Annotated in this window: 26 protein-coding genes; 18 read left to right on the top strand and 8 right to left on the bottom strand. The window is 43.0% G+C overall.

All coding sequences use genetic code 11. The features are described from left to right. Nucleotides 1–5 precede the first annotated feature (5 nt). The 12 genes from Q4486_RS08430 (at nucleotide 6) to yjgA (ending at nucleotide 8,847) form a co-directional block, all read left to right on the top strand. A complete protein-coding gene (locus Q4486_RS08430; protein WP_303519058.1) occupies nucleotides 6–977 on the top strand; it encodes a KpsF/GutQ family sugar-phosphate isomerase in 972 nt (323 codons plus the stop codon). After that, on the top strand, nucleotides 977–1,501 hold the full coding sequence (locus tag Q4486_RS08425) for an HAD family hydrolase (RefSeq protein WP_303519057.1): 525 nt from the start codon (nucleotides 977–979) through the stop codon (nucleotides 1,499–1,501). Before Q4486_RS08430 ends, Q4486_RS08425 begins: the two co-directional genes overlap by 1 nt. Further along, entirely contained in the window at nucleotides 1,502–2,074 is a 573-nt protein-coding gene (lptC, locus tag Q4486_RS08420; protein ID WP_303519056.1) for an LPS export ABC transporter periplasmic protein LptC, read from the top strand. Then, nucleotides 2,058–2,588, top strand: coding sequence for a lipopolysaccharide transport periplasmic protein LptA (gene lptA / locus Q4486_RS08415; RefSeq protein WP_303519055.1), 531 nt, complete (start codon nucleotides 2,058–2,060; stop codon nucleotides 2,586–2,588). Before lptC ends, lptA begins: the two co-directional genes overlap by 17 nt. A 4-nt stretch (nucleotides 2,589–2,592) precedes the next feature. After that, nucleotides 2,593–3,318: an LPS export ABC transporter ATP-binding protein gene (lptB, locus tag Q4486_RS08410; protein WP_303415676.1), complete on the top strand. Its 726-nt coding sequence runs from the start codon at nucleotides 2,593–2,595 to the stop codon at nucleotides 3,316–3,318. A gap of 56 nt (nucleotides 3,319–3,374) precedes the next feature. Next, a complete protein-coding gene (locus tag Q4486_RS08405) occupies nucleotides 3,375–4,883 on the top strand; it encodes an RNA polymerase factor sigma-54 (RefSeq protein ID WP_303415728.1) in 1,509 nt (502 codons plus the stop codon). A 49-nt stretch (nucleotides 4,884–4,932) separates the two neighbouring features. After that, nucleotides 4,933–5,223 carry a ribosome-associated translation inhibitor RaiA gene (gene raiA / locus Q4486_RS08400; RefSeq protein ID WP_303415677.1) on the top strand — a complete coding sequence of 97 codons (291 nt, stop codon included), beginning with the start codon at nucleotides 4,933–4,935 and terminating at the stop codon, nucleotides 5,221–5,223. A gap of 21 nt (nucleotides 5,224–5,244) precedes the next feature. Next, nucleotides 5,245–5,703 carry a PTS IIA-like nitrogen regulatory protein PtsN gene (gene ptsN / locus Q4486_RS08395; protein WP_303415678.1) on the top strand — a complete coding sequence of 153 codons (459 nt, stop codon included), beginning with the start codon at nucleotides 5,245–5,247 and terminating at the stop codon, nucleotides 5,701–5,703. Between the two features lie 8 nt (nucleotides 5,704–5,711). Beyond that, nucleotides 5,712–6,569, top strand: a complete 858-nt coding sequence (rapZ, locus tag Q4486_RS08390) for an RNase adapter RapZ (protein ID WP_303519054.1) — start codon at nucleotides 5,712–5,714, stop codon at nucleotides 6,567–6,569. 5 nt (nucleotides 6,570–6,574) lie between these two features. Next, nucleotides 6,575–6,844 (top strand): HPr family phosphocarrier protein, encoded by a 270-nt coding sequence (locus tag Q4486_RS08385; RefSeq protein ID WP_303415680.1) that lies wholly within the window; start codon nucleotides 6,575–6,577, stop codon nucleotides 6,842–6,844. A 120-nt stretch (nucleotides 6,845–6,964) separates the two neighbouring features. Next, on the top strand, nucleotides 6,965–8,314 hold the full coding sequence (mgtE, locus tag Q4486_RS08380; protein ID WP_303415681.1) for a magnesium transporter: 1,350 nt from the start codon (nucleotides 6,965–6,967) through the stop codon (nucleotides 8,312–8,314). Between the two features lie 8 nt (nucleotides 8,315–8,322). Continuing rightward, complete coding sequence (gene yjgA, locus Q4486_RS08375; RefSeq protein ID WP_303415682.1) at nucleotides 8,323–8,847, top strand: ribosome biogenesis factor YjgA; 525 nt, start codon at nucleotides 8,323–8,325, stop codon at nucleotides 8,845–8,847. Here the strand turns inward: yjgA and Q4486_RS08370 are convergent. The 7 genes from Q4486_RS08370 to Q4486_RS08340 are packed head-to-tail and all read right to left on the bottom strand — an operon-like array spanning nucleotide 8,844 to nucleotide 18,139. Then, nucleotides 8,844–9,662 carry a carbon-nitrogen hydrolase family protein gene (locus Q4486_RS08370; protein WP_303519053.1) on the bottom strand — a complete coding sequence of 273 codons (819 nt, stop codon included), beginning with the start codon at nucleotides 9,660–9,662 and terminating at the stop codon, nucleotides 8,844–8,846. The two genes, yjgA and Q4486_RS08370, sit on opposite strands and share 4 nt — an antisense overlap. Next, the gene (locus tag Q4486_RS08365; protein ID WP_303519052.1) at nucleotides 9,655–13,554 is read right to left on the bottom strand and encodes a YhdP family protein; all 3,900 of its coding nucleotides are present in this window, start codon (nucleotides 13,552–13,554) and stop codon (nucleotides 9,655–9,657) included. The genes Q4486_RS08370 and Q4486_RS08365 overlap by 8 nt, the downstream gene beginning before the upstream one ends. A 12-nt stretch (nucleotides 13,555–13,566) precedes the next feature. Next, nucleotides 13,567–15,036 carry a ribonuclease G gene (gene rng, locus Q4486_RS08360; RefSeq protein ID WP_303415685.1) on the bottom strand — a complete coding sequence of 490 codons (1,470 nt, stop codon included), beginning with the start codon at nucleotides 15,034–15,036 and terminating at the stop codon, nucleotides 13,567–13,569. Nucleotides 15,037–15,055: 19 nt separating this feature from the next. Further along, nucleotides 15,056–15,631, bottom strand: a complete 576-nt coding sequence (locus Q4486_RS08355) for a nucleoside triphosphate pyrophosphatase (RefSeq protein ID WP_303519051.1) — start codon at nucleotides 15,629–15,631, stop codon at nucleotides 15,056–15,058. A gap of 18 nt (nucleotides 15,632–15,649) precedes the next feature. Then, nucleotides 15,650–16,150, bottom strand: a complete 501-nt coding sequence (mreD, locus tag Q4486_RS08350; RefSeq protein WP_067868965.1) for a rod shape-determining protein MreD — start codon at nucleotides 16,148–16,150, stop codon at nucleotides 15,650–15,652. After that, nucleotides 16,147–17,055, bottom strand: coding sequence for a rod shape-determining protein MreC (mreC, locus tag Q4486_RS08345; protein ID WP_303519050.1), 909 nt, complete (start codon nucleotides 17,053–17,055; stop codon nucleotides 16,147–16,149). The genes mreD and mreC overlap by 4 nt, the downstream gene beginning before the upstream one ends. Before the next feature lie 46 nt (nucleotides 17,056–17,101). Then, entirely contained in the window at nucleotides 17,102–18,139 is a 1,038-nt protein-coding gene (locus Q4486_RS08340; protein ID WP_067868972.1) for a rod shape-determining protein, read from the bottom strand. Between the two features lie 221 nt (nucleotides 18,140–18,360). Between Q4486_RS08340 and gatC the strand changes: the two genes are divergently transcribed. Genes gatC through gatB form a run of 3 tightly spaced genes read left to right on the top strand, consistent with a single transcriptional unit; the run spans nucleotide 18,361 to nucleotide 21,625 of the window. Further along, entirely contained in the window at nucleotides 18,361–18,648 is a 288-nt protein-coding gene (gene gatC / locus Q4486_RS08335) for an Asp-tRNA(Asn)/Glu-tRNA(Gln) amidotransferase subunit GatC (protein ID WP_303415688.1), read from the top strand. A 57-nt stretch (nucleotides 18,649–18,705) separates the two neighbouring features. Continuing rightward, a complete protein-coding gene (gene gatA, locus Q4486_RS08330; protein ID WP_303519049.1) occupies nucleotides 18,706–20,157 on the top strand; it encodes an Asp-tRNA(Asn)/Glu-tRNA(Gln) amidotransferase subunit GatA in 1,452 nt (483 codons plus the stop codon). Between the two features lie 13 nt (nucleotides 20,158–20,170). Next, complete coding sequence (gene gatB / locus Q4486_RS08325; RefSeq protein WP_303519048.1) at nucleotides 20,171–21,625, top strand: Asp-tRNA(Asn)/Glu-tRNA(Gln) amidotransferase subunit GatB; 1,455 nt, start codon at nucleotides 20,171–20,173, stop codon at nucleotides 21,623–21,625. A gap of 122 nt (nucleotides 21,626–21,747) precedes the next feature. Here gatB and Q4486_RS08320 read toward each other — a convergent pair whose 3' ends face one another. Further along, nucleotides 21,748–22,377 (bottom strand): TorF family putative porin, encoded by a 630-nt coding sequence (locus tag Q4486_RS08320; RefSeq protein ID WP_303415691.1) that lies wholly within the window; start codon nucleotides 22,375–22,377, stop codon nucleotides 21,748–21,750. A gap of 270 nt (nucleotides 22,378–22,647) precedes the next feature. Between Q4486_RS08320 and msrA the strand changes: the two genes are divergently transcribed. The 3 genes from msrA to Q4486_RS08305 all read left to right on the top strand — a co-directional run bounded on the left by msrA (nucleotide 22,648) and on the right by Q4486_RS08305 (nucleotide 25,587). Then, on the top strand, nucleotides 22,648–23,118 hold the full coding sequence (msrA, locus tag Q4486_RS08315; protein WP_303519047.1) for a peptide-methionine (S)-S-oxide reductase MsrA: 471 nt from the start codon (nucleotides 22,648–22,650) through the stop codon (nucleotides 23,116–23,118). Between the two features lie 469 nt (nucleotides 23,119–23,587). Further along, a complete protein-coding gene (locus tag Q4486_RS08310; protein WP_303519045.1) occupies nucleotides 23,588–24,355 on the top strand; it encodes a class II aldolase/adducin family protein in 768 nt (255 codons plus the stop codon). 56 nt (nucleotides 24,356–24,411) lie between these two features. Continuing rightward, nucleotides 24,412–25,587 (top strand): mandelate racemase/muconate lactonizing enzyme family protein, encoded by a 1,176-nt coding sequence (locus tag Q4486_RS08305; protein ID WP_303519044.1) that lies wholly within the window; start codon nucleotides 24,412–24,414, stop codon nucleotides 25,585–25,587. The last annotated feature ends 66 nt before the right edge of the window (nucleotides 25,588–25,653 follow it).

Here is a 25,653-nt window from a genome sequence, read left to right as displayed (position 1 = left end):
CAAAGATGAGCACACCTGACTTTCTACATTCAGCTAAACGAACTATCACGCTAGAAGCCGCTGCTGTGGCCGATTTACTAAAATATCTCGACCACAATTTTGTTCATGCCTGCCAATTAATGCTTAATTGCACAGGTCGGATCATTGTTACCGGTATGGGAAAGTCAGGTCATATTGGCAAAAAAATCGCTGCGACTTTAGCCAGCACAGGCACGCCCGCGTTCTTCGTTCATCCAGGAGAAGCGAGCCACGGCGATTTAGGCATGATCACCGCCGATGACGTTGTAATTGCTCTATCAAACTCGGGAGAAACAGCAGAAGTCATTACAATTATTCCTCTACTCAAAAGGATGAACACACCTTTCATCAGTATTACAGCTAACAAAGAATCCACTTTATCTCAAACCTCTGCTGCTAACCTCCACATCGGCGTAGAGGAGGAAGCCTGCCCCCTTGGTCTTGCACCCACCTCAAGTACAACCGCCCAATTAGTACTAGGTGATGCCCTCGCTATTGCACTACTTGAAGCAAAAGGTTTTAGCGCAGAAGATTTTGCATTTTCTCACCCAGGCGGCACTTTAGGCAGACGACTACTCCTTAAAGTTAGCGATATCATGCACTCAGGCGAAGCCACACCTTGTGTAACCAGCGGAACATTATTAAAAGAAGCGCTTTTAGAAGTAACCCATAAGCGTTTAGGTATGACTGCCGTAGTTGATGACAAAAAGCAGCTTATTGGTATATTTACCGATGGTGACTTACGACGCTCGCTTGATGACGATGTCGATCTCCACAAAACCTTAATTGATGATGTAATGACCGCAAACGGTACAACAGTAACTGCTGAGATGCTTGCAGCAGAATGCTTGCAAATTATGGAAACAAAAAAAATCAATGCACTGATCGTGACCAATGAAACGAATCAGCCTATAGGCGCTCTTAATATGCACGATCTATTAAAAGCGGGAGTTATTTAGTGTCAGAGTCTTCATTGCAGCAACTAAAAAACATCACCCTTGCGGTATTTGACGTTGATGGAATACTCACCAGCGGTCAGCTGCTATTTTTAGCGGACGGCCAAGAAGTCAAACAGTTCAACACTTTAGATGGCTTAGGCATTAAGCTATTAATGCAAGCAGGTATCGAGACCGCTATTATTACCGGTCGGCGCTCGCCCCAAGTTGAATTACGCAGCCAATCCTTAGGTATCAATTACCTTAAACAAGGCCGAGAAGATAAACTGATTGCTCTCAACGAAATCTGGGATAAAACAGCTCATAACGCATCAACCACCGCCTATATAGGTGATGACTTCCCTGATCTTTCAGCCATTATCCAATGTGCTTTTGGTGCGACCGTTCCTAATGGTCACCCTTTCGTTAAAAAACACGCAGACTGGTGTACATCCCGTCAGGGAGGCGAAGGCGCTGGGCGTGAATTTTGCGAGCATATCCTTGAAGCACAAGGAAAATTGGATCAACTTAAACAGATGTATTTATAAATGTTAGATCTAAGCAATAAGATAAGAGTGGCACTCGCTGCTATTATTTTAATACCTGTATTACTTTATTGGGGCTTTGCATCTTCCCCAAATGAGGGACCACGCACCAACAACTCCCTGCTGCACGGAATAGATTATTTTGTCGAAGAAGCAACCATCAAAGAGTGGAATAGCGAAGGCAAACTTTCAAGAGTGCTAAATACAGCCAAGTTAGAGCACTACCCTAACCTGAGCCTAAGCACACTAGATCATCCTGAGAGTATTAGCGTTAGAAATGATGGATCTAAAGTTAAACTTACATCAAACACAGGCACGGTTTTAGATGATAATAATCAAACAAACCTTGCAGGAAATGTCATAGTTAATGATAATCCTGATTCTATATCAGCAACCATACTTAACACTGAGCAACTGACAATCTATCCTGATAAAGATTATGCAGAAACTGATGAGCCCGTTAAGATCACATCACAACAAAGCATACTTGAAGGCGTAGGTATGGATATTGACTTCAATAATCGAGTTCTTAACTTACACTCTAGGGTAGAAGGGACCCATGACAATGCAAAATAAGCGTTATAATCTAGCCTTCATTCTTTTGGCTGTTGCAGTGTCGAATGCGTACGCCCTTCCTGACGACCAAGAACAGCCGATTTACATTACGGCAGATACTGCACAAATTGATGACAAAACAGGCATAACCACCTACAAAGGCAACGTCATTATCAAACAAGGCTCACTTCTCATTGAAGGAGAGCATGTTGATATGTATCGTGGTGAAGAGGGAGTTGAAAAACTTATTGCCAAAGGAAGCCTTGCACATTTCAGACAACTTCCAAGGAAAGGAGATCCATACAGCGACGCTTGGGGCAAGCACTTACTTTATCAGGTAGATGATCAAAAACTCACTATTACCGAAGAAGCTAAAGTCGTCCAAGCAGAAGACACTTTTACTGGAAACAAGATCGTTTATGATCTAGATAAGTCGATTGTGAACGCATTTGGTGGCACAAGCAAAGACGAAACAGGTGAGCCAGGACGTATAAATATGGTCATTCAACCTAAAAAGAAAACTAAGGCCAACTAACCCTATGAGCTTATTAGAGGCCAAAAATCTTGCCAAACGCTATAAAGGCAGGGAAGTTGTTAAAGACGTTTCACTACAGATAAAGAATGGTGAGATCGTTGGCCTTTTAGGCCCCAACGGCGCGGGGAAAACCACTTGCTTTTACATGATTGTTGGTCTGGTTCAAGCCGATAATGGCGCCGTTAAAATCAAAGGGCAGGATATCAGCGCACTACCTATGCATGGCCGTGCTCAGCAAGGTATAGGCTACCTTCCCCAAGAGGCTTCTATATTTAGAAAACTGTCTGTGAAGGACAATCTACTTGCGATTTTAGAAACAAGAAAAGACTTAGATAAACACGCTGCCCAGTTAAAAATGGAAGAGTTGCTTGAAGAATTCCATATCACACACATAAAAGACAGTATGGGCATGAGTCTTTCTGGTGGAGAACGTAGACGTGTAGAAATTGCACGGGCATTAGCAACCGAACCCGAATTTATTCTATTAGATGAACCTTTTGCAGGTGTCGATCCTATCTCAGTGAATGACATAAAGCAGACCATTCGCCACCTTCAATCAAGGGGCATTGGTATATTAATTACTGATCATAATGTGAGAGAAACCTTAGATATATGCGAAACAGCTTATATTGTTAGTGAAGGTACAATCCTTGCTAACGGCTCACCAGCCGATATTATGGCAAACGAAGCAGTAAGAAATGCTTATCTGGGCGACCAGTTCACACTTTAAGCATATACTTAGCTATAAATGAATTATGTAGTTTCAGGAGTTTGTCCCTTAGTATTATGAAACAAGCGCTTCATCTAAAAATTGGGCAACAGCTCACAATGACCCCACAACTACAGCAAGCAATTCGCTTACTGCAGTTGTCTACGCTTGATCTTCAGCAAGAGATTCAAGAAGCATTAGAGAGTAATCCTATGCTTGATGTCTCTGAGGACGAACACGCCTCGGCTTCCGAAACTCAAGAGAGTAATTCACAGGCACCAGAGACAGAATCTGAAGCTACAGCCACCGCGACAGCCGAAGCCGAGCTTGACGACAATATTACAACTGAAGACAACTGGAATGAGAAAATACCAGAAGAGCTCTCAACCGATAGTAACTGGGAAGACACATTCCAATCATCAGGCCCAAATCTAAGTCAAAGCAAAGAAGATTTTGACTCTTTCGAATCTAATGACACTGCAGAAGAAACACTGCAAGACCACCTTCATTGGCAATTAAACCTTACCCCAATGAGTGATATTGATCGCCTTATTGCAACGAACATTATTGACGGCATCAATCCTGATGGTTATTTAACCATCACTCTGGATGAGATCTTAGATCATTTCCATGCGCAAACAGGTGAGCAGTTTGAAGAAGTAGAACTGGATGAGATTGAAGCCGTCTTGCACCGCATACAACAATTTGATCCAGCAGGTGTTGCCTGCCGTGACCTCAGCGAGTGTTTAAGCATACAGTTACAACAACTGCCGCCTGAGACACTTTGGAAAAATGAAGCGATCAAAGTTGCACAACAATACATTAAGCTACTCGGTGCTCACGATTACCGTCAATTGATGAGAAAAACACGCTTAAAAGAACCTCAACTGCAGCAAGTTATACAGCTGATTCAAGGCCTAAATCCAAAACCTGGCGCCTCAATCAGCAGCAGTACCGCTGAATATGTTATTCCAGACGTTCTTGTTACAAAACAGCAAGGTGAATGGCGCGTTCACCTCAACCCAGAAGTTTCCCCTAAGCTACGTATCAACTCAGGTTACGCAGGTTTAGTAAAACGGGCCGATAATAGCTCTGATAACACCTACCTAAAAAACCACCTGCAAGAAGCACGATGGTTTATTAAAAGTTTACAAAGCCGCAACGAAACCTTATTAAAAGTGTCAAACGAGATAGTAAAACGACAAATTGGCTTTCTGGAACATGGCGAAGAAGGCATGAAGCCAATGGTGCTTCATGACATTGCTGAAGCCGTAGAAATGCATGAATCCACTATCTCTCGAGTGACCACACAAAAGTTTATGCACACACACCGTGGAATATTTGAACTAAAATACTTCTTCTCGAGTCATGTAAGTACAGCAACAGGGGGCGCAGCGTCCTCAACCGCTATTAGAGCGCTTATCAAAAAGATGGTGGCCGCTGAAAATAATGCTAAACCATTAAGCGACAACAAAATTGCACAATTTCTTGATGAACAAGGCTTTAAAGTTGCTAGACGTACGATTGCGAAATATCGCGAAGCGATGGGTATTCCACCGTCGAATGAAAGAAAGCGTTTAGTTTAATAAAAGAGTGGCAAGAGTAGTATGTCACTGCAATAAATAGGAGAAACCTATGCAGATCAACATTACTGGACACCATGTAGAATTAACTGAATCAATGAATGATTATGTGCTCTCGAAACTACAAAAGATTGAGCGTCATTTTGATAACATCACCAATGTGCAAGTCACACTCAGCGTAGATAAACAACGCCAGAAAGCTGAGGCAGAGATGCACTTAGCGGGTGCCCAGCTCTTTGCTACACATGAACACGAAGATATGTATGCTGCAATTGATGGCCTTACTGACAAGTTAGATAGACAAGTCATTAAGCATAAAGAAAAAACTAAAACTCACAAATAACCGGTCTGTATCCAAAAAATTATGTTGCTTCATGAACTATTAACCCCCTCAAGCGTCCTTTGTGGCCTTGAGGGTGGCAGTAAAAAGCGGATTCTGGAAAATGCTGCTGAAATAATATCGGAGCAACATCCCGATATGAGTTCATCATCAGTATTTAACGGACTTCATTCGCGCGAAAAACTTGGCAGTACAGGCATAGGCGATGGGATTGCCATTCCACATTGCAGGCTGGCAGAATGCACTGAAGCTAAAGGCTATCTAGTCAAACTAGATACACCTATAGACTTTGATGCTATCGATGGTAAACCCGTTGATCTTCTATTTATTTTGATTGTTCCTGAAGACTCAACATCTGAGCACTTAGCTACACTAGCCTCAGTTGCAGAGCTCTTTAGCCAAGAAGAAGCCAGAAACAAACTAAGAGAAAGCCAAGACAGTCATTCTCTGTATGAGACTTTATGTAAGTTGAGTGCTGCCTAGGAGTTAAAATGAAGCTTGTTGTGATTAGTGGTCGTTCCGGCTCAGGAAAAAGTACAGCATTACAAGCTTTAGAAGATATTGGCTTCTACTGTATAGACAATTTGCCGGCTCTCTTACTACCAGACCTTGTCCAACAGATGAGTAGTGACCCGAGTCACCCTGACCAGATAGCGGTCAGTATTGATGCGCGCAATTTGCTCAGTAACTTAGCCAAATTTCCAGATATTTTAAATCAACTTCGCCAAGATCATTGGGCTGAATATGAAGTTATTTTTTTAGATTCATCGGAAGCCACCTTACTCAAACGTTATAGTTCAACCCGACGTAAACACCCTCTTTCAGATACCCATAAGAATCTACAACAATCAATTGAGTCAGAGATACAGCTTTTAGAACCTATCGCAAGCTTAGCCGACATCCGAATAGATACTACGCGCTTATCCCTGTATGAGCTTCGAGATACAGTCAAACTTCGGGTTGCCAACCGTAAAGCTCAAACCTTGTCGGTTCAATTTGAATCTTTCGGTTTTAAGCATGGTGTGCCTTTAGACGTAGACTTTGTCTATGATGTACGCGCCCTACCCAATCCTCACTGGGTTCCAGATCTACGCAAATATACAGGCCAAGAGAAACCGGTTCAGGACTTCCTAGAGGAATCACACGAAGTTCGAGAGATGGTAGAAGATATAACTAACTTCCTCGAACGCTGGCTGCCCCGCTTTTCAGAAAATAACCGTAGCTATATTACGATTGGCATTGGCTGCACAGGGGGGCAACACCGATCTGTTTATATTAGCGAACGTCTAGCTTCTCATTTCTCTCAACATATGGATAATGTCCATGTTCGTCATCGTGAATTGAGCTAACTATCATGCAAGAAAAAAAACTACTCATCATCAATAAACTGGGGTTACATGCCCGAGCAGCCGCTAAGCTTATTGGTGTAACATCACGTTTTTCATCCGAAATTTTATTGGAGAAAGACGGACGTGCAGTAGATGGAAAAAGCATTATGTCTGTGATGATGCTGGCAGCTAGCAAAGGTACAACCTTAACTGTTAAGATCACAGGCAATGATGAAGAAAGTGCTATGTCGGCCATTGAAGAGCTTATCAACAATAGGTTTGATGAAGACGAATAAAACTCTTCATATTAATTCTTAGGGTTATCCCTTCAGCTTCCGTTATAATCAAAGCATTACATTCTATTTATTCTTCTACTGACAAAAGAAGACCGAGCAAAGTCCATAAGCGATAAAACCATGGCCGTTGAAGAAACTAAATCACATTTTGATAAGCTAAACGATGCTTTAGATAGTGGTGAGTTTCGTCAAATTCGCTTTACCCTAAACAATACTTTGCGACCAACCGAAGTTGCCCGCTTAATTGAGAAATCACCTCCCAAAGAGCGTCAGATCCTTTGGAACTTAATCTCACATGATTTAGAAGCCGTAGTACTCCAGCATTTAAACGACGATATCCAAGCGGACATCTTAAGTCGCATGAATACTGAAGAGGTGCTAGCACTTACCGAATCTCTTGATTCTGATGATATGGTAGATGTGCTACAACAGCTACCTAATAGGGTAATGAAAGAAACCCTACGCATCATGGACAAACAAAATCTGCGTAGGGTTGAAAAGCTGCTCTCCTATCCGGAGGATACTGCCGGCGGCTTAATGAATACAGATACAACAACTATCCGTCCAGATATTAGCGTCGAAACAACCTTACGTTACATTCGTCGCCACGATGAAATCCCCGAAATGACGGATAGTCTCATTGTTGTCAGCCGAAAAGACTCATATATAGGTCTGCTACCTTTAACCAAACTATTAGTATCCGATCCCTCAATCAATATTCGAGAGATCATGAACACCGATATAAAAGCGATCAATGCCCAGATGCCCGACGACCAAGTGGCAGCCTTGTTCGAAGAGCATGATCTAGTCTCCGCCCCAGTTGTAGATGATAATGGCAAACTGGTTGGCCGTATTACGATTGATGATGTGGTCGACGTTATCCGCGAAGATGCTGATCATTCATTGATGAGCATGGCAGGCTTAGACGAAGATGAAGACACCTTTGCCCCAGTCATGAAAACCACACGTCGTCGTGCCGTTTGGCTCGGCATTAATTTACTTACTGCCTTTATTGCTTCTGCTGTGATCGGTTTATTTGAAGAGACCATCGATAAAGTTGTAGCCCTAGCGGTACTTATGCCTATAGTTGCATCTATGGGCGGCATTGCAGGCTCACAAACCTTGACCTTGGTGATCCGTGGTCAAGCTTTGGGGCATGTTGAACGATCAAACGCTCGATGGCTACTTAACAGAGAGGTCATTGTAGGTATATTAAATGGCCTTCTTTGGGCTGCTGTCATTGCTGTAGTAGCGACAGTATGGTTCCAAGATCTAAATCTCGGCATCATCATCGCTCTAGCGATTATAATTAATTTAGTTGTAGGTGCTATCTCTGGCACCTTACTGCCTATAGTGTTGAAATCTATGGGTATAGATCCCGCCTTAGCCGGAAGTGTCCTGTTAACAACCATAACCGATGTGGTAGGCTTCTTTGCCTTTTTAGGCTTAGCCACCATTTTTTATGCCTGAGAAAACTCATGAGCGATAACGCAAAATTTTCATCCTCTCATCTAAATGACCAAGATGAAGAGTTAAGCAAAACAGAAGCAAAACGCCAAATGCATGCCCTGCAAGCATTAGGTGCGCGCCTTACAAAGCTTAATAAAGAACAACTAGAAAAGATGAAGTTAGATGAACGCTTACATCTAGCCATCGAAGAGTTTCATCGCATTAAGTCAAATGGTGCTCAGAAAAGGCATCTGCAATATATCGGTAAAATAATGCGCACAGAAGATACCGATAAGATTGAGCATGATTTAGGCCTGTATGAAGCCGGCCAACAAGCACACACTCAAACCTTCCATAAATTGGAGCGCTGGAGAGATCGACTTGTTACTGAAGACAATAGTGCACTTCAAGAATATATAAACGAGAACCCAAGTGCCGATGTACAACATTTACGTCAGCTAATTCGAAATGCTAAAAAAGAGTTGGAATTACAAAAGCCACCAGCAGCAGCCAGAAAGCTTTTTAAATACCTACGTGAAGTGGCTGGCGCTTAGAAACCAGCCGTTTTTCTGTGCTGCATAACGGGCATTGCCTCTCGTCGCTTATGCAGCATAGGCAGATTGATATCGGCCAGCACAATCCCCTTCCCTATACTTTCCCGCAAAGCTAAGACTTCACCCCAAGGATCAACAATCATACTATGCCCCCAGCTAGAGCGCGTTTCTGAGTGCTTACCACCTTGATTCGCTGCAAGTACATAACATTGGGTTTCAATCCCTCGGGCTCGTAGCAAAACCTCCCAGTGCGCCTCACCGGTCACATAGGTAAATGCCGAGGGTACAACAAGTATCTCTGCACCTAAGCCTCGCAGTTTTTGATAATGCTCAGGGAAACGAAGGTCATAACAGATAGACAACCCTATTTTTCCAAACGGACTATCAACCACAACAAGTTGGTCTCCTGCTTCGATGAAATCAGACTCGCGATAACTACTATGCCGATCCTCCACATCTACATCGAAGAGGTGTATTTTATCGTAGCGACCGACTTGAACCCCTAACTCATTAAACACTAAACAACTGGCATAGACCTTATCGCCCGAACGCGATAATAGAGGTACGCTGCCTGCGATAATCCACAAATTATGTTTTTTTGCTAGGCTAGCAATTGTCTTCTGTATATTGCCACTACTCACCTCCTCTCGCGCTAAAGAGACAAGGGCTTTGGAATCTAACAACGCAAAATTTTCAGGAAGGAGTAAAAGTTTAGCTGATGCGGACGCCGCTTCTTCAGCTAGCTGCGCGACTGTTGCCAAATTATCGGCTAACACCTCTCCCGATACCATCTGAGCTACAGCCACTTTAGCCATGATCATTATCCATTACCGCTGGTGTATTTGTATTGGCAGGCTTAGTCGCTTTACCATCATCAATCACAATTGAAGGGTCGCCCCAATCACCGGACAAATGGTATTTTACGGTAGTAAACTTAGCGAGTGGATCACCTATCAGCTTATCAAAAAGAAAAACTGCCCCCGCCACTTGAGGTGCACCGAGCAAAACACTGACTAATGGAATATTGCCAGTCACAGGTAAAGCCACCTCGATATCTTTATCCACTGTTTCATTGACTAAGTTTAAACTACCTTGCATCACCATATTGGCCGAAGGTCCCGTCATAACAAAAGGTGAAGATGTATGAGCTATACCTTGCTTGATCTTATAGCTGGCTTTCATCTCATCAAAAGCAACACCACTTTCAACTAGATCGGTAAAATCCAATCTTAATCGACGCCCCAAGGATTGAAGGTTTAATATACCGAACACGCGTAAAATATTACCCGACTTACCTACATCCAAAATACGCCCTTGCTTGGCTGTAAATTGTAGTTCGCCATTTGCGTCCGCTATATCAAACGCCCAAGGAGCATGATTCCAGGATAGTTGAAGATAGGAATCTAAACTTTTTGTCTCAATCGCTTTCACATCAAGCGCCTTGAGCACCTGACTAAAATTACTGCTATTGAGTTTAAGTGTAAGATCGGAAACCTCGTTATCACCCGAGACCCAGCGCAATCCCCCACGCACCTCGGCCCCATGTATATCCGCTTGTATATCTTCAAGTCGAATATCATTTTCATAAGGTCTTAATTTAAAAGACCAACTGCCCAATGGCTTACTGCCAATAAACAGTTTTTTAATATTAAAATCTACCAAAGGGATCGATGCAGGATCTATATCAACAGATTCAGGAAGGGGCTCATCTTCAGCTTCAGTATCCGACTCATCACGGTTCAGTCTTAGCTCTAACAACTCTACCTTATAAGGACTGCCTTCATCATTGGGCAGCCACAATCCACCCGTAAGTTCTTGGCTTTGAGCGCGCAACATCCAACCTAAAGGTTCAGGTTTCAAAGAGAGGGAGAGATTATTGAGATCAAAGCCTCCCGCACTAAAACGGGACAACGAGAGCTCAACTTGCTTCAGTTTACTCCCCGCTAAACTACTAGACTGAGCTCCGCTTTTCTCCGACTTTCCATTAAACCCTAAACCCGATAAAAACCCATCGAGCTGAGCATAATCAAGATCAGCAAGAGTTCCATCAACCCAAATACCAGCCTCTTCCGGTATCTCTGGCTTTTCTCCCCCTAAACTAAACCTAGCACGCTCAAGTCCCTTATCATTATTAATCAGCACGCCTCTTAACTGGTCCGCTAAATTCAAACGTATAACACTACGATCATCCGCATAAGTAAGACCAAGATCACTGACCACAGTTAACGGCATGGTTTGTGTTTTAGTTTTACTTAATGGCGGGAACGCGTTAATTTGCGTTCCCTTTAAATCGCTCTTGATAACCAACTGATTACAAACTTTGCCAGGACAAAGATCCAAACGGGCATTGTATGTAAGTGGTCCCTGCAATAAAGATAAGAAATCAGAATCAAGCCAATTCGCTAGATAGTCAGCATTAACACGACCATCAATACTCACTTCAGTTTTCTTAACTTTATTCGAAATCAAACGTGAGGATATATTAGCGGTAACCGGCTGCTCAAATAGCTCAGCTTTTAACGGACCCGACGAAAGGCCGATACTATAATCATAATTAATGACGCCATTTATTTTACTGAAACTGATCTTATCCTTTACCGATTGGAAGCGGCCTTGTTTGATATCCGATTTCACAAAAACCTGCGGCTCAGATTTACCAGCTAAAGGTAAATTTAAATTAACTAACGTACTTATAGGTCCAGATAGTGTCCAATCATTAAAGTCATCACCTATCTCAGTTCTTAAATCACTTTCAGTTAATAAACGCTGTAAATCTATAGCATCACCGTCGACCGATCCTGTGACAAATAACTTATCTGAAGATTGAGGTAGATGAATCCAAGCAAAATTCAAAGCAGAATCATAAATATTGCCACCTGCCGCTTCAGCCACCAGCTCACCATTACGGAAATAGATAAAACCATCCGCTTTTTTAATCGCAGGCCAGCCTGGCTGGTATTCAAAAGAGGCATCCTCTAGATCAAAAAACAACTGAACTGTCGGTAGCTGATAATCGGACAACCGTGCACGGGTAACACCATTTAAAACAAAACCAGCCCGCTTAATCTCCCCTTGTTGAATCGCTTTAACAAGCCACTCATAAGTTTCAAGTCCAACCTCTTTAGGCGGGATATAATACTTTGCCTGTAGACCATCAGCGCCTTGCAAACCTATCTGTAAATTAAGTAACGGCTGCTCATCTCGATCAAAGGGAAGATAAAGACTAAAGCGTCCTGCCGCTGATAACTTATCATTAGCTAGATTCAAAAGCTGGGAAGCAACCACTATTCCTTTGTCTTCAAAGCGCCAACCAATAACGCCTTCTGCATCATTATAATCCCATGCTTGTTCGAATAAGGTGGGATAATGCATTAAGAAATCACTACTTTTTAAGTGAATTTCACCTCCTACTCGGTTAACCTTCAGTAGGCCATTAATGCCTTTTATCTCAGGAACATCAGTCCAAGCATTAATACCAACATTCTCGAGATCAGCCGCTAGTTCAAAATCGTTCAACTCAGCGGAGGTGGGCCAAGAAACCAAAATATTTTTGACCGTACCTACGGGTGCGAGGCCAGAAAAAGCAGATTGAGCCTCTTCAGGAAGAAACGGCTTTTTAAGTAACCAATCAAATGTAGAAGCCAGCTCTATTTTATCAACCATTAAGCTCCGTGGTTTAACGAGGTAGCCTTCACGCTCAAAATCTAAACTAATCTTAGGTATCTCAATACCACTTTCCACACTATCAATTTGAAAGTCAGTAATTTGTAACTGATAGCCACGATCGCGACGATTTAATGCCGTCTGTACAGTAAACTGCTCTAAAGCATAGTCTTGGTATTTAAAATTCTGAATTAATGTTCTACCGGTGAGGTAGGTTAAGCGACCACGATAAGACTGCCCCCATATCTCCTGAGCCCCACTCAAACTCTCCAGTTGAATATCACCAAGGTTAAGCCAAGGATTGAGCAATTGCTCATCTACACCCTCAAACTTAAGATAAAAATCGACCGCTTTTTTTGAGGGATTTCCTTCAACTTCAGCAAGAAATTTAAGCGATGCTTGTCCTGACGTAGAAACTAAATCAGCATCAACTTTCAGCTGATGGAGCACACCATCATGCTGAAGGCTAAGCTGGATCGGTGCGACTGATACCGCATCACCATGCTTAGGCTGCAATACAATACGGGTATCGCTCATATTGATGGAGCTTTGCTGTAGCAAGAAAGCTAGAAAACCTGAATGAGGGAGTTCAATTTTAGTTAGGTCAGTCCCATCAACTTTATTACCACTCGCTTGATCTTGCTCCCCAGTAGCCACCTCTTGAGAAAGGTCATATCTCAAAGTCATACTATTGAGGTCAAGTTGTGAAAATATAAGAGTAAAAGCACGAATTGACGCTGCTGGATCAAACTTTATATCCCCACGTAGCAACGCAAAAGATAACTCAGGTTGATCTGCAAGCCTATCTACTGACAAACCATCTATAGAAACAACAGGTTGCCACCCATCCCAACGACCTTGAAGGTCGGCTATATGAACTGTTGCATTAAGTTGAGAAGAAAGAAAAGCCTCTACGTCTTGACGGTATAGGCTTATATCATCAACCAATACTTTTAATACAATACTTGCACAGGCTAAAAGCGCGCACAAAAAAGCCAGCAGCCAATAAAGGAACCACATGACTGAATGAGCATGACGTTTCACTATCTATACCTACTATCGCAAAACAACATCAAAACTTTCCGCGTTATACATAGGCTCAACTTGAAAGCGAATGGTCTTACTAATAAATGATTCAAGCTCCGCCACATGATTTGAAGCATCATCTAACAGATAATCAACAACCGCCTGCGCAGCCAAAACCAAATAACTATCGGTATCATAAGCTCGATGCTGTCTTAAAATTTCACGGAAAATCTCATAACAAACGGTTTCTGGGGTCTTAATTGACCCTCGCCCTTGGCACTCAATACACACATCGCATAAAACCTGCTCAAGACTCTCTCTAGTCCGCTTACGCGTCATTTCAACAAGTCCTAAATCAGACACACCCGTCAGCTTACATTTTGCATGATCTTTTTCTAAAACCCGTTCTAAGGTTCTTAAAACTTGGCGCTGGTGATCTGAGTCTTCCATATCAATAAAATCGATAATAATAATGCCACCCAGATTACGTAACCGCAGCTGACGACCAATTGCTGTTGCCGCTTCCAAGTTCGTCTTAAAAATAGTCTCTTCTAGGTTTCTATGCCCAACAAAAGCTCCAGTATTAATATCAACCGTTGTCATCGCTTCTGTCTGATCAAAAATTAAGTACCCACCTGACTTAAGCTCTACTTTCCGCCCCAGCGCTTTTTGAATCTCCTCTTCAACATTGAACAGATCAAAAATAGGTCGTTCACCCGGATAGTATTCTAATTTACCTGCAACCTCTGGCACGAGGGCATTAACAAAATCCTGAGCTTTCTGAAAAGTTTCTCGTGAGTCAATACGGATTTTTTCTAGGCCACCATGAGCCATATCGCGCAAAGCGCGCATATTAAGAGGAAGATCCTCATAAATAACGCTAGGGGCTTTTGCAGATTTTATTTTAACTTTGATCGAATCCCACAAGCGGCGTAAAAACTGTATATCTTCGGCCAGCTCTGCCTCAGCAGCACCTTCAGCAACAGTACGAAGAATAAAGCCTGTCGGTTCTTCAGCCTCATCAGTCTCTGATAAAGTTTGAACTATACTGCGCAACCGATCACGCTCTTCTACATCCTCAATACGCTGAGAAACACCGATATGCTCATTTCCAGGCATACAAACCAAATATCGAGACGGCAAAGATAAATGAGTTGTTAATCTTGCGCCTTTAGTACCAATAGGGTCTTTAGTAACCTGTACCAGCAGTGCTTGCCCTTCCCGTAACACCATCGCAATTGACGCATTACTTTTTTCTTCAGGCGTTACATTCTGAGCCAAAACTTCTTCAACATGAATAAATGCAGCGCGCTCCAATCCAATATCAACAAAGGCAGCCTGCATTCCCGGAAGTACTCTAACAACCTTCCCCTGATATATATTACCCACAATACCGCGGCGGTGAACTCTTTCGATGTAGACCTCTTGAGGCATACCGTTTTCAATCACAGCAACTCGGGTTTCCATTGGTGTGAAGTTGATTAAAATCTCTTCGCCCATGACTGTTCCTTAAATATCTTTATGTATGCCAGATTTCTACGTCTGCCAATTTCAACAATTCTGCCGTTTCAGATAAAGGCAAACCTACAACAGCGGAATAACTACCCTCAATGCTGTCAACAAATATAGCACCCAAACCTTGGATTCCATATGAGCCTGCTTTATCTGTCGGCTCCCCGGTTTCCCAATACCGATCACACTCTTCTCGAGAAAGTGTTCTAAATTTCACACGGGTTGTGACCACACAACTATAGATTTGTTCTCTACACACTACAGCAACGGCAGTAATAACCTGATGAGTCCTACCCGATAGACTCATCAATATATTAACAGCATCCGTTTTATTTTGTGGCTTACCGATTATATTACCATCTAAAACAACCGTGGTATCCGCCCCCAAAACAGCCCGTTGCTGCTCAACCTTATCGTATCCAGCTTGCGCTTTAGCTAATGCGACTCTTTTTACATAAGGTACAGGTTGCTCACCAGGTTTAACATCTTCACAAATATCAACAGGACTAACGTCAAACTGCACACCAATCTGCGCCAACAACTCTTTTCGTCTTGGGGAAGCAGAAGCAAGTACTAGTTTCACTTTATAGCCTCAAATATTTTATTTAATCCGGAATAGACGACGAATACCGCGTAAAACCACAAACAACCATGGCCATAATACAGCACTAATAAGACAAGGAAGGAGGAAAATCAGGTTATCACCCGTATATCCAGTGAAAGCCTGCATCCAATGAAATAATAACTGATTGATACCCACTAGCACCATCACCATCAGTGCTTGCTGCACGACAGGAAACATCCGTAAACGCTGGTGCAATAACAATGTCAAAAAGGCGATGATCGTTAACGAAAGGGCATTTAATCCAAGCACACTCCCCTTAATCACATCCAGAAAAAGACCTAGAAAAAAAGCGACTCCCATTCCCACGCGATGCGGAAGAGCCATCACCCAATAGATCAATATCATAGCGACCCATTCTGGACGAGCCCATTCAAGATAATAAGGTAACGGAATTTGACTGAGCATCAAACCCACAAGAAAAGTGGCTAATATAATCAATCCGCCACCACCGCTAGGAGCTGGAGCACCAGAATTCACTGCTCCTCCTCTGAGGCTGTGACTTCATTTTCTGGCTGTGCATCAGCTGGCACAACGGGAATCTCTGGCATATTAACCAGGAGGAGATGTCGAGATTTATCCAGTAGAGCGGTTGGTTTAATGCGTACCCGAGCAAACTGCTGACCCGGATCACGTATAACTTCAGAAACTATAGCCACAGGGTAACCTCTAGGAAAGCGTCCACCTAGGCCCGAAGTAATCACTAAATCATTTTCTTGAATATCCGCGGTATCGGGCACATGATCCAATTCCAACTCATCGAGCTCCCCTTTACCTATAGCTATAGTCCGGAATCCATTGCGATTAATTTCAACTGGCAAGGCATGCCTTGCATCAGTGATCAGCATAACTCGACTGGTATAGTAAGAGATCTCAGTGACTTGACCCATTACACCACCCGCATCGAGAATTGGCTGACCCAGCACTACATTATTTTCACTACCGCGATTAATAATCACCTGATGCTGGAATGGATCTGGGTTGACACCAATAAGCTCAACAAGTTGAACCTCTTCATCAACTCTGTGACTACCTTTAAGTAACTCACGCAATCTATTATTTTCAAGCCATAGGGCATCATTTTGCTGAACTTTACGTTCAAGCAATAAGGCTTCAGACTTAAGTTTGGCGTTTTCTTTTACCAGTAAACTCCTATCAACCACAATATCGGAGACCTCACCAGCAAACCGGCTTGGCACATCAATAACCCATTGTAACGGAGTCAACAAAAGAGAGAGATAGGCACGGCTTTCCCTTACTTTTGCGGAATAGAGATCCGCAGCCATAAGAGCAAACGCAATAACAATAAGAAGAAGGAAGCGGCGACCAGAAGACCGTCCGCGAAATATAGATTTAATAACCCACCTCCTGGCGAGCCCTCGCACATAGGAGGCGGGATATAAAAATTAAGACACTAACATCTGGCATAAGTTAATCATGACTTACCAGCTCAAAACCATGCTTATCAAGCATCTCTAATGCACGACCGCCCCCACGTGCTACACAAGTAAGAGGATCTTCTGCAACAATCACAGGCAAGCCAGTTTCTTCACTAATAAGACGATCAATATTTCGCAACAACGCACCACCACCCGTTAACACAATACCGCGTTCAGCAATATCTGATGCCAATTCAGGAGGACACTGTTCCAAGGCACTTTTCACTGCCTGAACAATCGCAGACAAAGGCTCTTGCAAGGCTTCTAATATTTCGTTGCTATTCAATGTAAAACTACGAGGAATACCTTCAGCGAGATTACGTCCACGCACATCGATCTCATGCATCTCTGTAGATGGATAAGCTGTACCAATCTCTTGCTTAATGCGCTCAGCCGTTGAATCGCCAATTAAGCTGCCGTAATTTCTGCGCACATAAGTAACAATATACTCATCAAAACGATCTCCGCCCAAACGGACAGAATCTGCATAAACAATCCCGTTCAACGAGATCACTGCAATCTCAGTGGTACCACCACCTATATCAACCACCATAGAGCCACTCGCTTCATCCACCGGCAAACCGGCTCCAATAGCTGCAGCCATAGGCTCATCAATCAAATAAACTTCGCGCGCACCCGCACCCATCGCCGATTCTTTAATAGCACGACGTTCCACTTGTGTAGATTTACATGGAACGCACACAAGTACCCGCGGGCTAGGTGTAAGGAAATTGGTATCATGAACTTTACTAATAAAATATTGCAGCATTTTCTCTGTAACATGAAAATCTGCAATAACACCATCTTTCATTGGGCGGATGGCTGTAATAGAGCCAGGAGTTCGGCCTAACATTCGCTTCGCGTCTGCACCGACCGCAGCGACAGATTTTTGATTACCCGTCTGCCGTATCGCAACAACAGAAGGCTCATCAAGAACGATATCTTTGTCACGAACATAAATCAGTGTATTTGCTGTGCCTAGGTCTATAGACAAATCACTGGAAAAAAGACCACGAATTTTCTTTAACATGTAAAGGGAGTCCTAAGAAATCCTGCAGGTATAGCCGCTATATCCTGAAAACACGTAACTCTAACAATGGCACGCGTTTTGAGCAAGGCGTAAATAAGTAAATCTACCGAAATAACTTACTTATTTATCCTTCAGGATACAGCACCAATATGATAACGTATGCCTTTATTTTTTTCCTTTGTTATTTTCATTGATAACACCTCAAAAAGTGAGAGTAAATTATGTCTCTGGACCGCACTGATGTGGACAAAATCGCCCATCTGGCGCGACTTCAAATTGAAGAACAAGACGCTCCTGAATACGCGCAAAATTTGTCAAACATTTTAGATCTGGTTGACCAGATGCAAGCCGTTGATACAACGGATGTGTTACCTATGGCTCATCCACTTGACGCAGTACAACGTCTTCGTAGTGATAATGTCACCGAAGATAATCAGCGTGAACTTCTACAATCGGTCGCTCCCGCCGTTGAAAACGGCCTATTCCTCGTTCCAAAAGTGATTGAGTAAAGCGGTAATTAGCAACCACTTCACCCATCAGGAATACATTTAAAGGATAAGAAGTCCATGTTTGACAAAACACTCGCCGAATTAGCAATAGGGCTAAAAACCGGCCAATTCAGCAGCGTTGAGCTGACTCAAGCCTATCTTGCACGCATCAAGGCTGAAGATGATAAATACAATAGCTTTATCACAGTTACAGATGAACTTGCACTAGAACAAGCAGCTAAAGCTGATGCAACGATTGCAGCAGGTGATGCAGGCACCTTCACTGGCTTACCTATCGCCCACAAAGACATCTTTTGCACTCAAGGCGTTCGCACCAGTTGCGCATCAAAAATGCTTGATAACTTTATCTCACCTTACAACGCAACAATCGTCGATAAGTTTAACCAAGCTGGGGCCGTAACTTTAGGCAAAACAAATATGGATGAGTTCGCCATGGGCTCATCTAATGAAAGTAGCTTTTATGGTCCATGCAGCAATCCATGGAATACTGATTGTGTACCCGGTGGCTCATCAGGCGGATCAGCAGCAGCGGTATCGGCCCAACTAACACCCGCAGCGACTGGCTCAGATACTGGTGGTTCCATTCGCCAACCAGCAGCTCTATGTGGCATTACAGGCCTAAAGCCAACCTATGGCCGCGTTTCACGTTACGGCATGATCGCCTTTGCATCCTCATTGGACCAAGGCGGCCCAATGACTAAAACAGCAGAAGATGCAGCTATCATGTTAAATGTGATGGCAGGGTTTGATCAGCGCGATTCCACGTCAGCAGATCGTGACGTACCCGATTACACAGCAGAACTCAACAAACCACTTGAGGGCCTGCGTATCGGCTTGCCTAAAGAGTTCTTCAGCGGCGATATCAACGCAGATATTGCAGCACAGACTCAAGCGGCCATCAAAGAGTTTGAAAAACTAGGAGCAACCGTTAAAGAGGTTAGCCTACCTAATACAGCACTCTCTATTCCCGCTTATTATATTATTGCGCCAGCAGAAGCCTCCTCAAACCTATCTCGCTTTGACGGTGTACGTTACGGCTATCGCTGCGAAAATCCTACAGATTTGGAAGACTTATATAAGCGATCACGAGGCGAAGGCTTTGGCCCTGAAGTAAAACGCAGAATATTGGTGGGCGCTTACGCCCTATCTGAAGGCTTTTATGATGCTTATTACAATAAAGCCCAACAGATCCGTCGCCTTATTCGGGATGATTTTAGCAAGGTACTAAGTGAAGTCGATGTTATTATGGGCCCGACAACACCTCACCCTGCCTTTAAGATAGGCGAAAAATCATCCGACCCTGTCGCAATGTACATGGAAGATATTTTCACACTCTCTCTCAACCTAGCAGGCCTTCCAGGCATGTCTATCCCATGCGGCACCGTTGATGGTCTGCCCACTGGGTTACAAATCATTGGCGACTATTTTGCCGAACAAAAACTGCTAAATGTTGCACACCAGTTCCAACTAGCAACCGATTGGCACAAACAGTCACCACAAGGCATCTGAGGGGTTAATTATCATGGAATGGGAAGCGGTAATCGGGCTAGAAATTCACGCCCAACTAGCCACAAAATCCAAAATCTTTTCCGGTGCCAGCACTGCATTTGGCGCCGAACCTAATACACAAGCGTGCGCGGTAGACCTTGCGCTACCTGGCACACTCCCGGTATTTAATGAAGAAGCATTACGAATGGCGGTCAAATTCGGCCTCGCCGTTGATGCTGAGATCGGACGAAAATCTGTATTTGATCGTAAAAACTACTTTTATCCAGATCTACCAAAAGGCTACCAAACTAGCCAACTGTTCCACCCCATAGTTGGTATCGGCCATATTGATATCACACTGGAAGATGGTACGACCAAACGTATCGGTGTAACTAGAGCTCACCTAGAAGAAGATGCAGGTAAATCTCTACATGATGAGTTCCCTGGTATGACTGGCATAGACCTCAACCGCGCCGGCACACCACTACTTGAGATTGTATCTGAACCCGACATGCGCAGCGCTGAAGAAGCGGTCGCTTATGTACGCAAAATTCACTCTCTAGTCACTAGCCTCGGCATCTGCAATGGCAACATGTCTGAGGGTTCTTTCCGTTGCGATTGTAATGTTTCCGTTCGCCCGAAAGGCCAAGAAGAGTACGGTACGCGTACCGAGACAAAAAACATCAACTCATTCCGCTTTATTGAAAAGGCCATTGTGGGTGAAATTGAACGCCAAATTGATCTAATCGAAGATGGAGGACGTGTAGTACAAGCAACACGCCTGTACGATGCGGACAAAAACGAAACCCGCTCCATGCGCTCAAAAGAGGAAGCTAACGATTACCGCTACTTCCCCTGCCCTGATCTTCTACCTATTGTTATTGATGAAGATTACATTGACGCAATACGTCAAACCTTGCCTGAACTCCCTGATGCCAGAAAAGCACGCTTTATCGAAGAATATAAACTCAGCGAATACGATGCTATGGTTCTGTCTGCTGATCATAATATGGCAGCCTATTTCGAGGTTATTGCAAAAACCGCTAACGATGCAAAACTCGCAGCCAACTGGGTAATGGGTGAACTATCTAAACTACTTAATCAGCATGATCTGGATATCACCAACAGCCCAGTTAACGCAGAGCAGCTAGGTGGATTACTACTACGTATTAAAGACGACACTATTTCAGGAAAAATAGCTAAACAAGTATTTGAAGTGATGTGGTCTGAAGGCGGTAACGCTGATGAGATCATCGAATCCAAAGGCTTAAAACAAGTTACCGACAGCGGCGCTATCGAACAGATTGTCGATGAAGTCATCGCCAACAATACGCCACAAGTGGAGCAATACGTTAACGCTGAACCTGATAAACGCGGCAAGATGATCGGCTTCTTTATGGGGCAAGTCATGAAAGCGTCTCAAGGTAAAGCCAACCCAGGCCAAGTACAAGGTGTACTTAAGCAAAAGCTCGACGCACTGGTAAGCTAACGCTTTTACTATCACAAAAAAACCGCGGTTATCGCGGTTTTTTTATCATTAAAAATGACATAAAAAAAGCCCGTCAAAGACGGGCTTAATACTAGTATGTAAAATCAAACAAGGTGCAAAACTTAGAAGTCGAAAGTCTTGCTGATGTAGAAAGTAATAGTGTCTTCGCTACCGATCTGGCTATCAGGATCGATATAAGCAACGCCCATATCTAGACCTTCATAAGTAGCACCGTAACCGATTTCCCAATAGTCGCCATCGTAATCATCGCCAAATGAACCGTATGTAAGGTAAGCACCTTCATATTCGCCAGTAAGCGCTAAGAACGTATAGTCTAGCTCAGGTGTGCCACCAGAAGTGTCTTCAGTACCCACAGTATATTCTAAGCTTACAGGACCGTAGCCAACGTTAAAGTTGATCTCATGGAAATCAGTAGCGCCGTCTTCTGTATATAGGTAACCAGCATAGCCAACGTAGTAAGAGAAGTCTTCAACTTCACCGGCATAACCACCGTAAACATCAATCTCCTGCTCGCCATTGTTCAATGAAGCAGCCCAAGTACCTACAGAGATACCATTACCTGCGTCATAATCCAAGCCACCCATCATGCTTGCGCCATTAACGCCCTGATCAGTACCACGGAAGTAGTAGTCGCTCATTGCGCCGATGTTAGCAGACAAACCTGCTTCAGCCATAACAGAAGCAGACAAAAGACCTGCAGCAATCAATGTTTTCGTAGTTGATTTCATCATTAATAATTCCCCCTAGGACAAAATGAAATTCTTTAAACTACACCCTATAAAGCACAGTATATGCCAATAAATAAAACTACATTAAAATCAATTAGTTAATTAATAAAAGTTACTGTATAACTAAATAAAACAGATCAAACACTATATCAGTGCACCAAAAAAGCACACTCTATTTGTTGCGCCGCACCAAAGATGAACTTTTTGTTACTGAAATAGCTCAAACAGATTACAGTATTAAAACGGCTTAGCCATAAACGAAGGAAATAGCATATGAATATTGCAACATTTGCAGCGGGTTGCTTTTGGGGAATAGAACTTCACTTTTCAAAGCTCCCTGGTGTTACCAGTACAGCAGTCGGCTATATGGGTGGCCATAACTCAAATCCAAGCTATCAAGACGTCTGTACTGGGGATACCAACCATGCAGAGGTAGTTCAAGTAACCTTTGATAGACAAGAAACAAGTTATGAAGAACTGTTAAATGCTTTCTGGTCAGCACACAACCCAACCACATTAAACCGCCAAGGTCCCGATATTGGAACACAATACCGTTCCGCTATTTTTTATCACAACGAAGAGCAAAAAAGATTCGCGGAATTAAGCAAAGAGAAACTTGATAATAGCGGTTTATTACCCTCTAAAAGCGTTACAGCAATAGTGCCCGCTGAAACCTTTTGGCCTGCAGAGGAATACCATCAAAAATACTTAGAGAAACGAGGTATGGGTGGATGCGGAATTTAAAAACCACACCTTAACCCATTGACCTTAGGCAGATACATACTACAAAGGCGCTCACTGGAGCGCCTAAATTTAGGTACTTCAAACAATTTAAAGCCCCTCTCCCTAAACCAAAACATTCACTACTCTATATCCAATACCACCCATACTAACCGCACAGACGGTACCTTATGATGGTCATGGAATTTAATTCAAAACAACTAAAAACATTAAGCCCAGTAAACTCGCACCGGTTAACGCAATTAACGGAAACTCCATTCTTGATTTAAAAGTACGCGTATTCACACTTACCTCCGTTCGAATAATGACAATGAGAACCATTATCACTAAAACACCACTAAATGTAAATAGTTCTTATTACCAAATAAATAATTTTATTCCTCATCAATGCTTCCAAAAATCTCTGTATAATTCCCTTTTTGAATATTTTAAAAACTGAATAGCTCGGCATAAATAGCCTTTAGGGGGCACCATGTGTGAAGCACCTATATTAGACCTTAAAAACACTGTATCTCCAGAAGAGTGGGAAACTCGGATAAATTTAGCAGCATGCTACCGTTTGGTAGAAAATTTGGGTTGGGGTGATCTAATTTATACCCATATTTCTGCAAAAGTGCCCAATACTGGGCATTATTTAGTCAATGCTTTCGGCCTAAGCTTTGATGAGGTTACCGCTTCTAATCTCGTTAAAGTCGATCTAGATGGTAAAATTCTGGATGAGACTCCTTTTAATATAAACCCTGCAGGTTTTACTATCCATAGCGCTATCCATGAGGCCCGCGATGATGCTCACTGTGTAATTCATCTCCACACGAACGAGACAATTGCAGTATCAACACTTAAAGAAGGCCTGCTTCCTCTTTCTCAATACGCTTGCTTCTCCCTCTCCTCTTTAGGCCATCATGGTTATGAAGGTCTTGCCGTAGATCATGCAGAGAAAAAACGCTTACAAAGTGATATAGGAACACATAACCACTTATTACTCCCTAATCATGGTGCACTCACCCTTGGTCCCACTGTCGGTGATGCGTTTATGCGCATGTATGATCTTCAACGTGCTTGTGAAATACAATTAATGATTCAAGCAACTGGCGCAGAAGCTATTCATATTGCTCCTGAAATTGTTGAAGGCATCTCAAAGCAAGCCAATGTGGTCCATTCAGGCTCAACCGGTGGGCAAAAATCTTGGCCTGCTATGTTGCGTAAAGCCTACAGACTTGACCCGACGTTTGCTTCCTAATGCCCCTATCTAATTCAAATAACAAGTAGCTTAGAGTTGTTATAAAAGGTTAAATAATGAAAATTAATCGCGTAGAAATTTTTGATATCCACTGTCCAGATCGTCCAGTATGGAACCCAGTTTTTATTCGCATTCATACAGATGAAGGCATTAGTGGCGTAGGTGAAGCCGGTTTAGCCTATGATCTTGGTCACAGCGCTGCAGCTCATATGATAAAAGAGTTCGCAGAAGAGATGCTCATTGGTAGGGATCCATTTCAAACAGAAGATCTATGGAATTTAATGCTACGCGGTAGTTTTTGGGGCTTAGGTGGCGGACCTATTATTTATTCAGCCATGAGCGCAATAGATACCGCACTTTGGGATATTAAAGGAAAAGCTTTAGGTGTACCTGTTTATCAGCTATTAGGCGGAAAAGTTAACGATAAGCTTCGTACTTACGCTAGCCAGTTACAATTTGATTGGGATGAGGATTTCGCACGCTTAACCGATCCAGAAGATTATGCCAAAGCAGCAGAAAAAGCGATGGCGGAAGGTTACGATGCAGTAAAAGTAGACCCTATTATGTACGACGCCAAAGGGGAGACCCATTTTGATCGTACTAAACTGTTTAGTAATCAAGACATGAAAATGTTCCGTGCGCGACTAATGGCTATACGTGATGTAATGGGGGAAGATGGCGATATTATCTTTGAATGCCACAGCCTCCCAGGTGCATCGACAGCGATCCAGCTAGGTGAAATTGTTGAAGAAGCTCGCTGCATGTACTTTGAAGAGCCTGTTAATTACCTTAATTCGGAACTGCATAAACGGGTAGCTGACAAAGTCAATGTCCCTATTGCCGGTGGTGAGCGTCTCTATAATCGCTGGGGTGTACGCCCATACTTAGAAGATCAAAGCCTAGATGTACTACAACCAGATATAGGTTTATGCGGCGGCTTTACCGAAACCAAAAAAGTTTGTGACTATGCAGATGTATATGATGTGCGTATCCAAGCCCATGTATGTGGAGGCCCTGTAGCAACGGCGGCCTCACTACACCTAGAAACAGCTATTCCAAACTTCTTAATTCATGAACATCACACTTATGCTATTAAGAAATGGAATCGAGAACTATGTATTCAAGACCCTCAACCTATTGATGGCTTCTTCCAAGTATCTGAAGCGCCAGGTATAGGGATTGAGCTAAATGATGAGATCGTTATGCGCTCACCTAGAATGGAAATAAAATAAGTTAGATATTTTTTAAGAAAAAAGGCTCATAAGATTTTACTTATGAGCCTTTTTTATAACAAACAG

Origin of the sequence: Neptuniibacter sp. 2_MG-2023 (assembly GCF_030547495.1) — a bacterium.
Lineage (GTDB): Bacteria > Pseudomonadota > Gammaproteobacteria > Pseudomonadales > Balneatricaceae > Neptuniibacter.
The sequence above is the reverse complement of the archived record's forward strand: the minus strand, read 5'-3'. Positions and strand labels throughout refer to the sequence as shown.

Bases quoted from the DNA above. Each gene is read 5' to 3' on its own strand.
- rng (WP_303415685.1), bottom strand. From the start codon at position 15,036: ATGGGCGAAGAGATTTTAATCAACTTCACACCAATGGAAACCCGAGTT.
- Q4486_RS08305 (WP_303519044.1), top strand. From the start codon at position 24,412: ATGAAAATTAATCGCGTAGAAATTTTTGATATCCACTGTCCAGATCGT.
- raiA (WP_303415677.1), top strand. From the start codon at position 4,933: ATGCAGATCAACATTACTGGACACCATGTAGAATTAACTGAATCAATG.
- msrA (WP_303519047.1), top strand. From the start codon at position 22,648: ATGAATATTGCAACATTTGCAGCGGGTTGCTTTTGGGGAATAGAACTT.
- Q4486_RS08370 (WP_303519053.1), bottom strand. From the start codon at position 9,662: ATGGCTAAAGTGGCTGTAGCTCAGATGGTATCGGGAGAGGTGTTAGCC.
- Q4486_RS08320 (WP_303415691.1), bottom strand. From the start codon at position 22,377: ATGATGAAATCAACTACGAAAACATTGATTGCTGCAGGTCTTTTGTCT.
- mgtE (WP_303415681.1), top strand. From the start codon at position 6,965: ATGGCCGTTGAAGAAACTAAATCACATTTTGATAAGCTAAACGATGCT.
- ptsN (WP_303415678.1), top strand. From the start codon at position 5,245: ATGTTGCTTCATGAACTATTAACCCCCTCAAGCGTCCTTTGTGGCCTT.
- lptB (WP_303415676.1), top strand. From the start codon at position 2,593: ATGAGCTTATTAGAGGCCAAAAATCTTGCCAAACGCTATAAAGGCAGG.
- Q4486_RS08385 (WP_303415680.1), top strand. From the start codon at position 6,575: ATGCAAGAAAAAAAACTACTCATCATCAATAAACTGGGGTTACATGCC.
- rapZ (WP_303519054.1), top strand. From the start codon at position 5,712: ATGAAGCTTGTTGTGATTAGTGGTCGTTCCGGCTCAGGAAAAAGTACA.
- lptC (WP_303519056.1), top strand. From the start codon at position 1,502: ATGTTAGATCTAAGCAATAAGATAAGAGTGGCACTCGCTGCTATTATT.
- Q4486_RS08430 (WP_303519058.1), top strand. From the start codon at position 6: ATGAGCACACCTGACTTTCTACATTCAGCTAAACGAACTATCACGCTA.
- lptA (WP_303519055.1), top strand. From the start codon at position 2,058: ATGACAATGCAAAATAAGCGTTATAATCTAGCCTTCATTCTTTTGGCT.
- gatB (WP_303519048.1), top strand. From the start codon at position 20,171: ATGGAATGGGAAGCGGTAATCGGGCTAGAAATTCACGCCCAACTAGCC.
- Q4486_RS08405 (WP_303415728.1), top strand. From the start codon at position 3,375: ATGAAACAAGCGCTTCATCTAAAAATTGGGCAACAGCTCACAATGACC.
- Q4486_RS08340 (WP_067868972.1), bottom strand. From the start codon at position 18,139: ATGTTAAAGAAAATTCGTGGTCTTTTTTCCAGTGATTTGTCTATAGAC.
- yjgA (WP_303415682.1), top strand. From the start codon at position 8,323: ATGAGCGATAACGCAAAATTTTCATCCTCTCATCTAAATGACCAAGAT.
- gatA (WP_303519049.1), top strand. From the start codon at position 18,706: ATGTTTGACAAAACACTCGCCGAATTAGCAATAGGGCTAAAAACCGGC.
- gatC (WP_303415688.1), top strand. From the start codon at position 18,361: ATGTCTCTGGACCGCACTGATGTGGACAAAATCGCCCATCTGGCGCGA.
- Q4486_RS08310 (WP_303519045.1), top strand. From the start codon at position 23,588: ATGTGTGAAGCACCTATATTAGACCTTAAAAACACTGTATCTCCAGAA.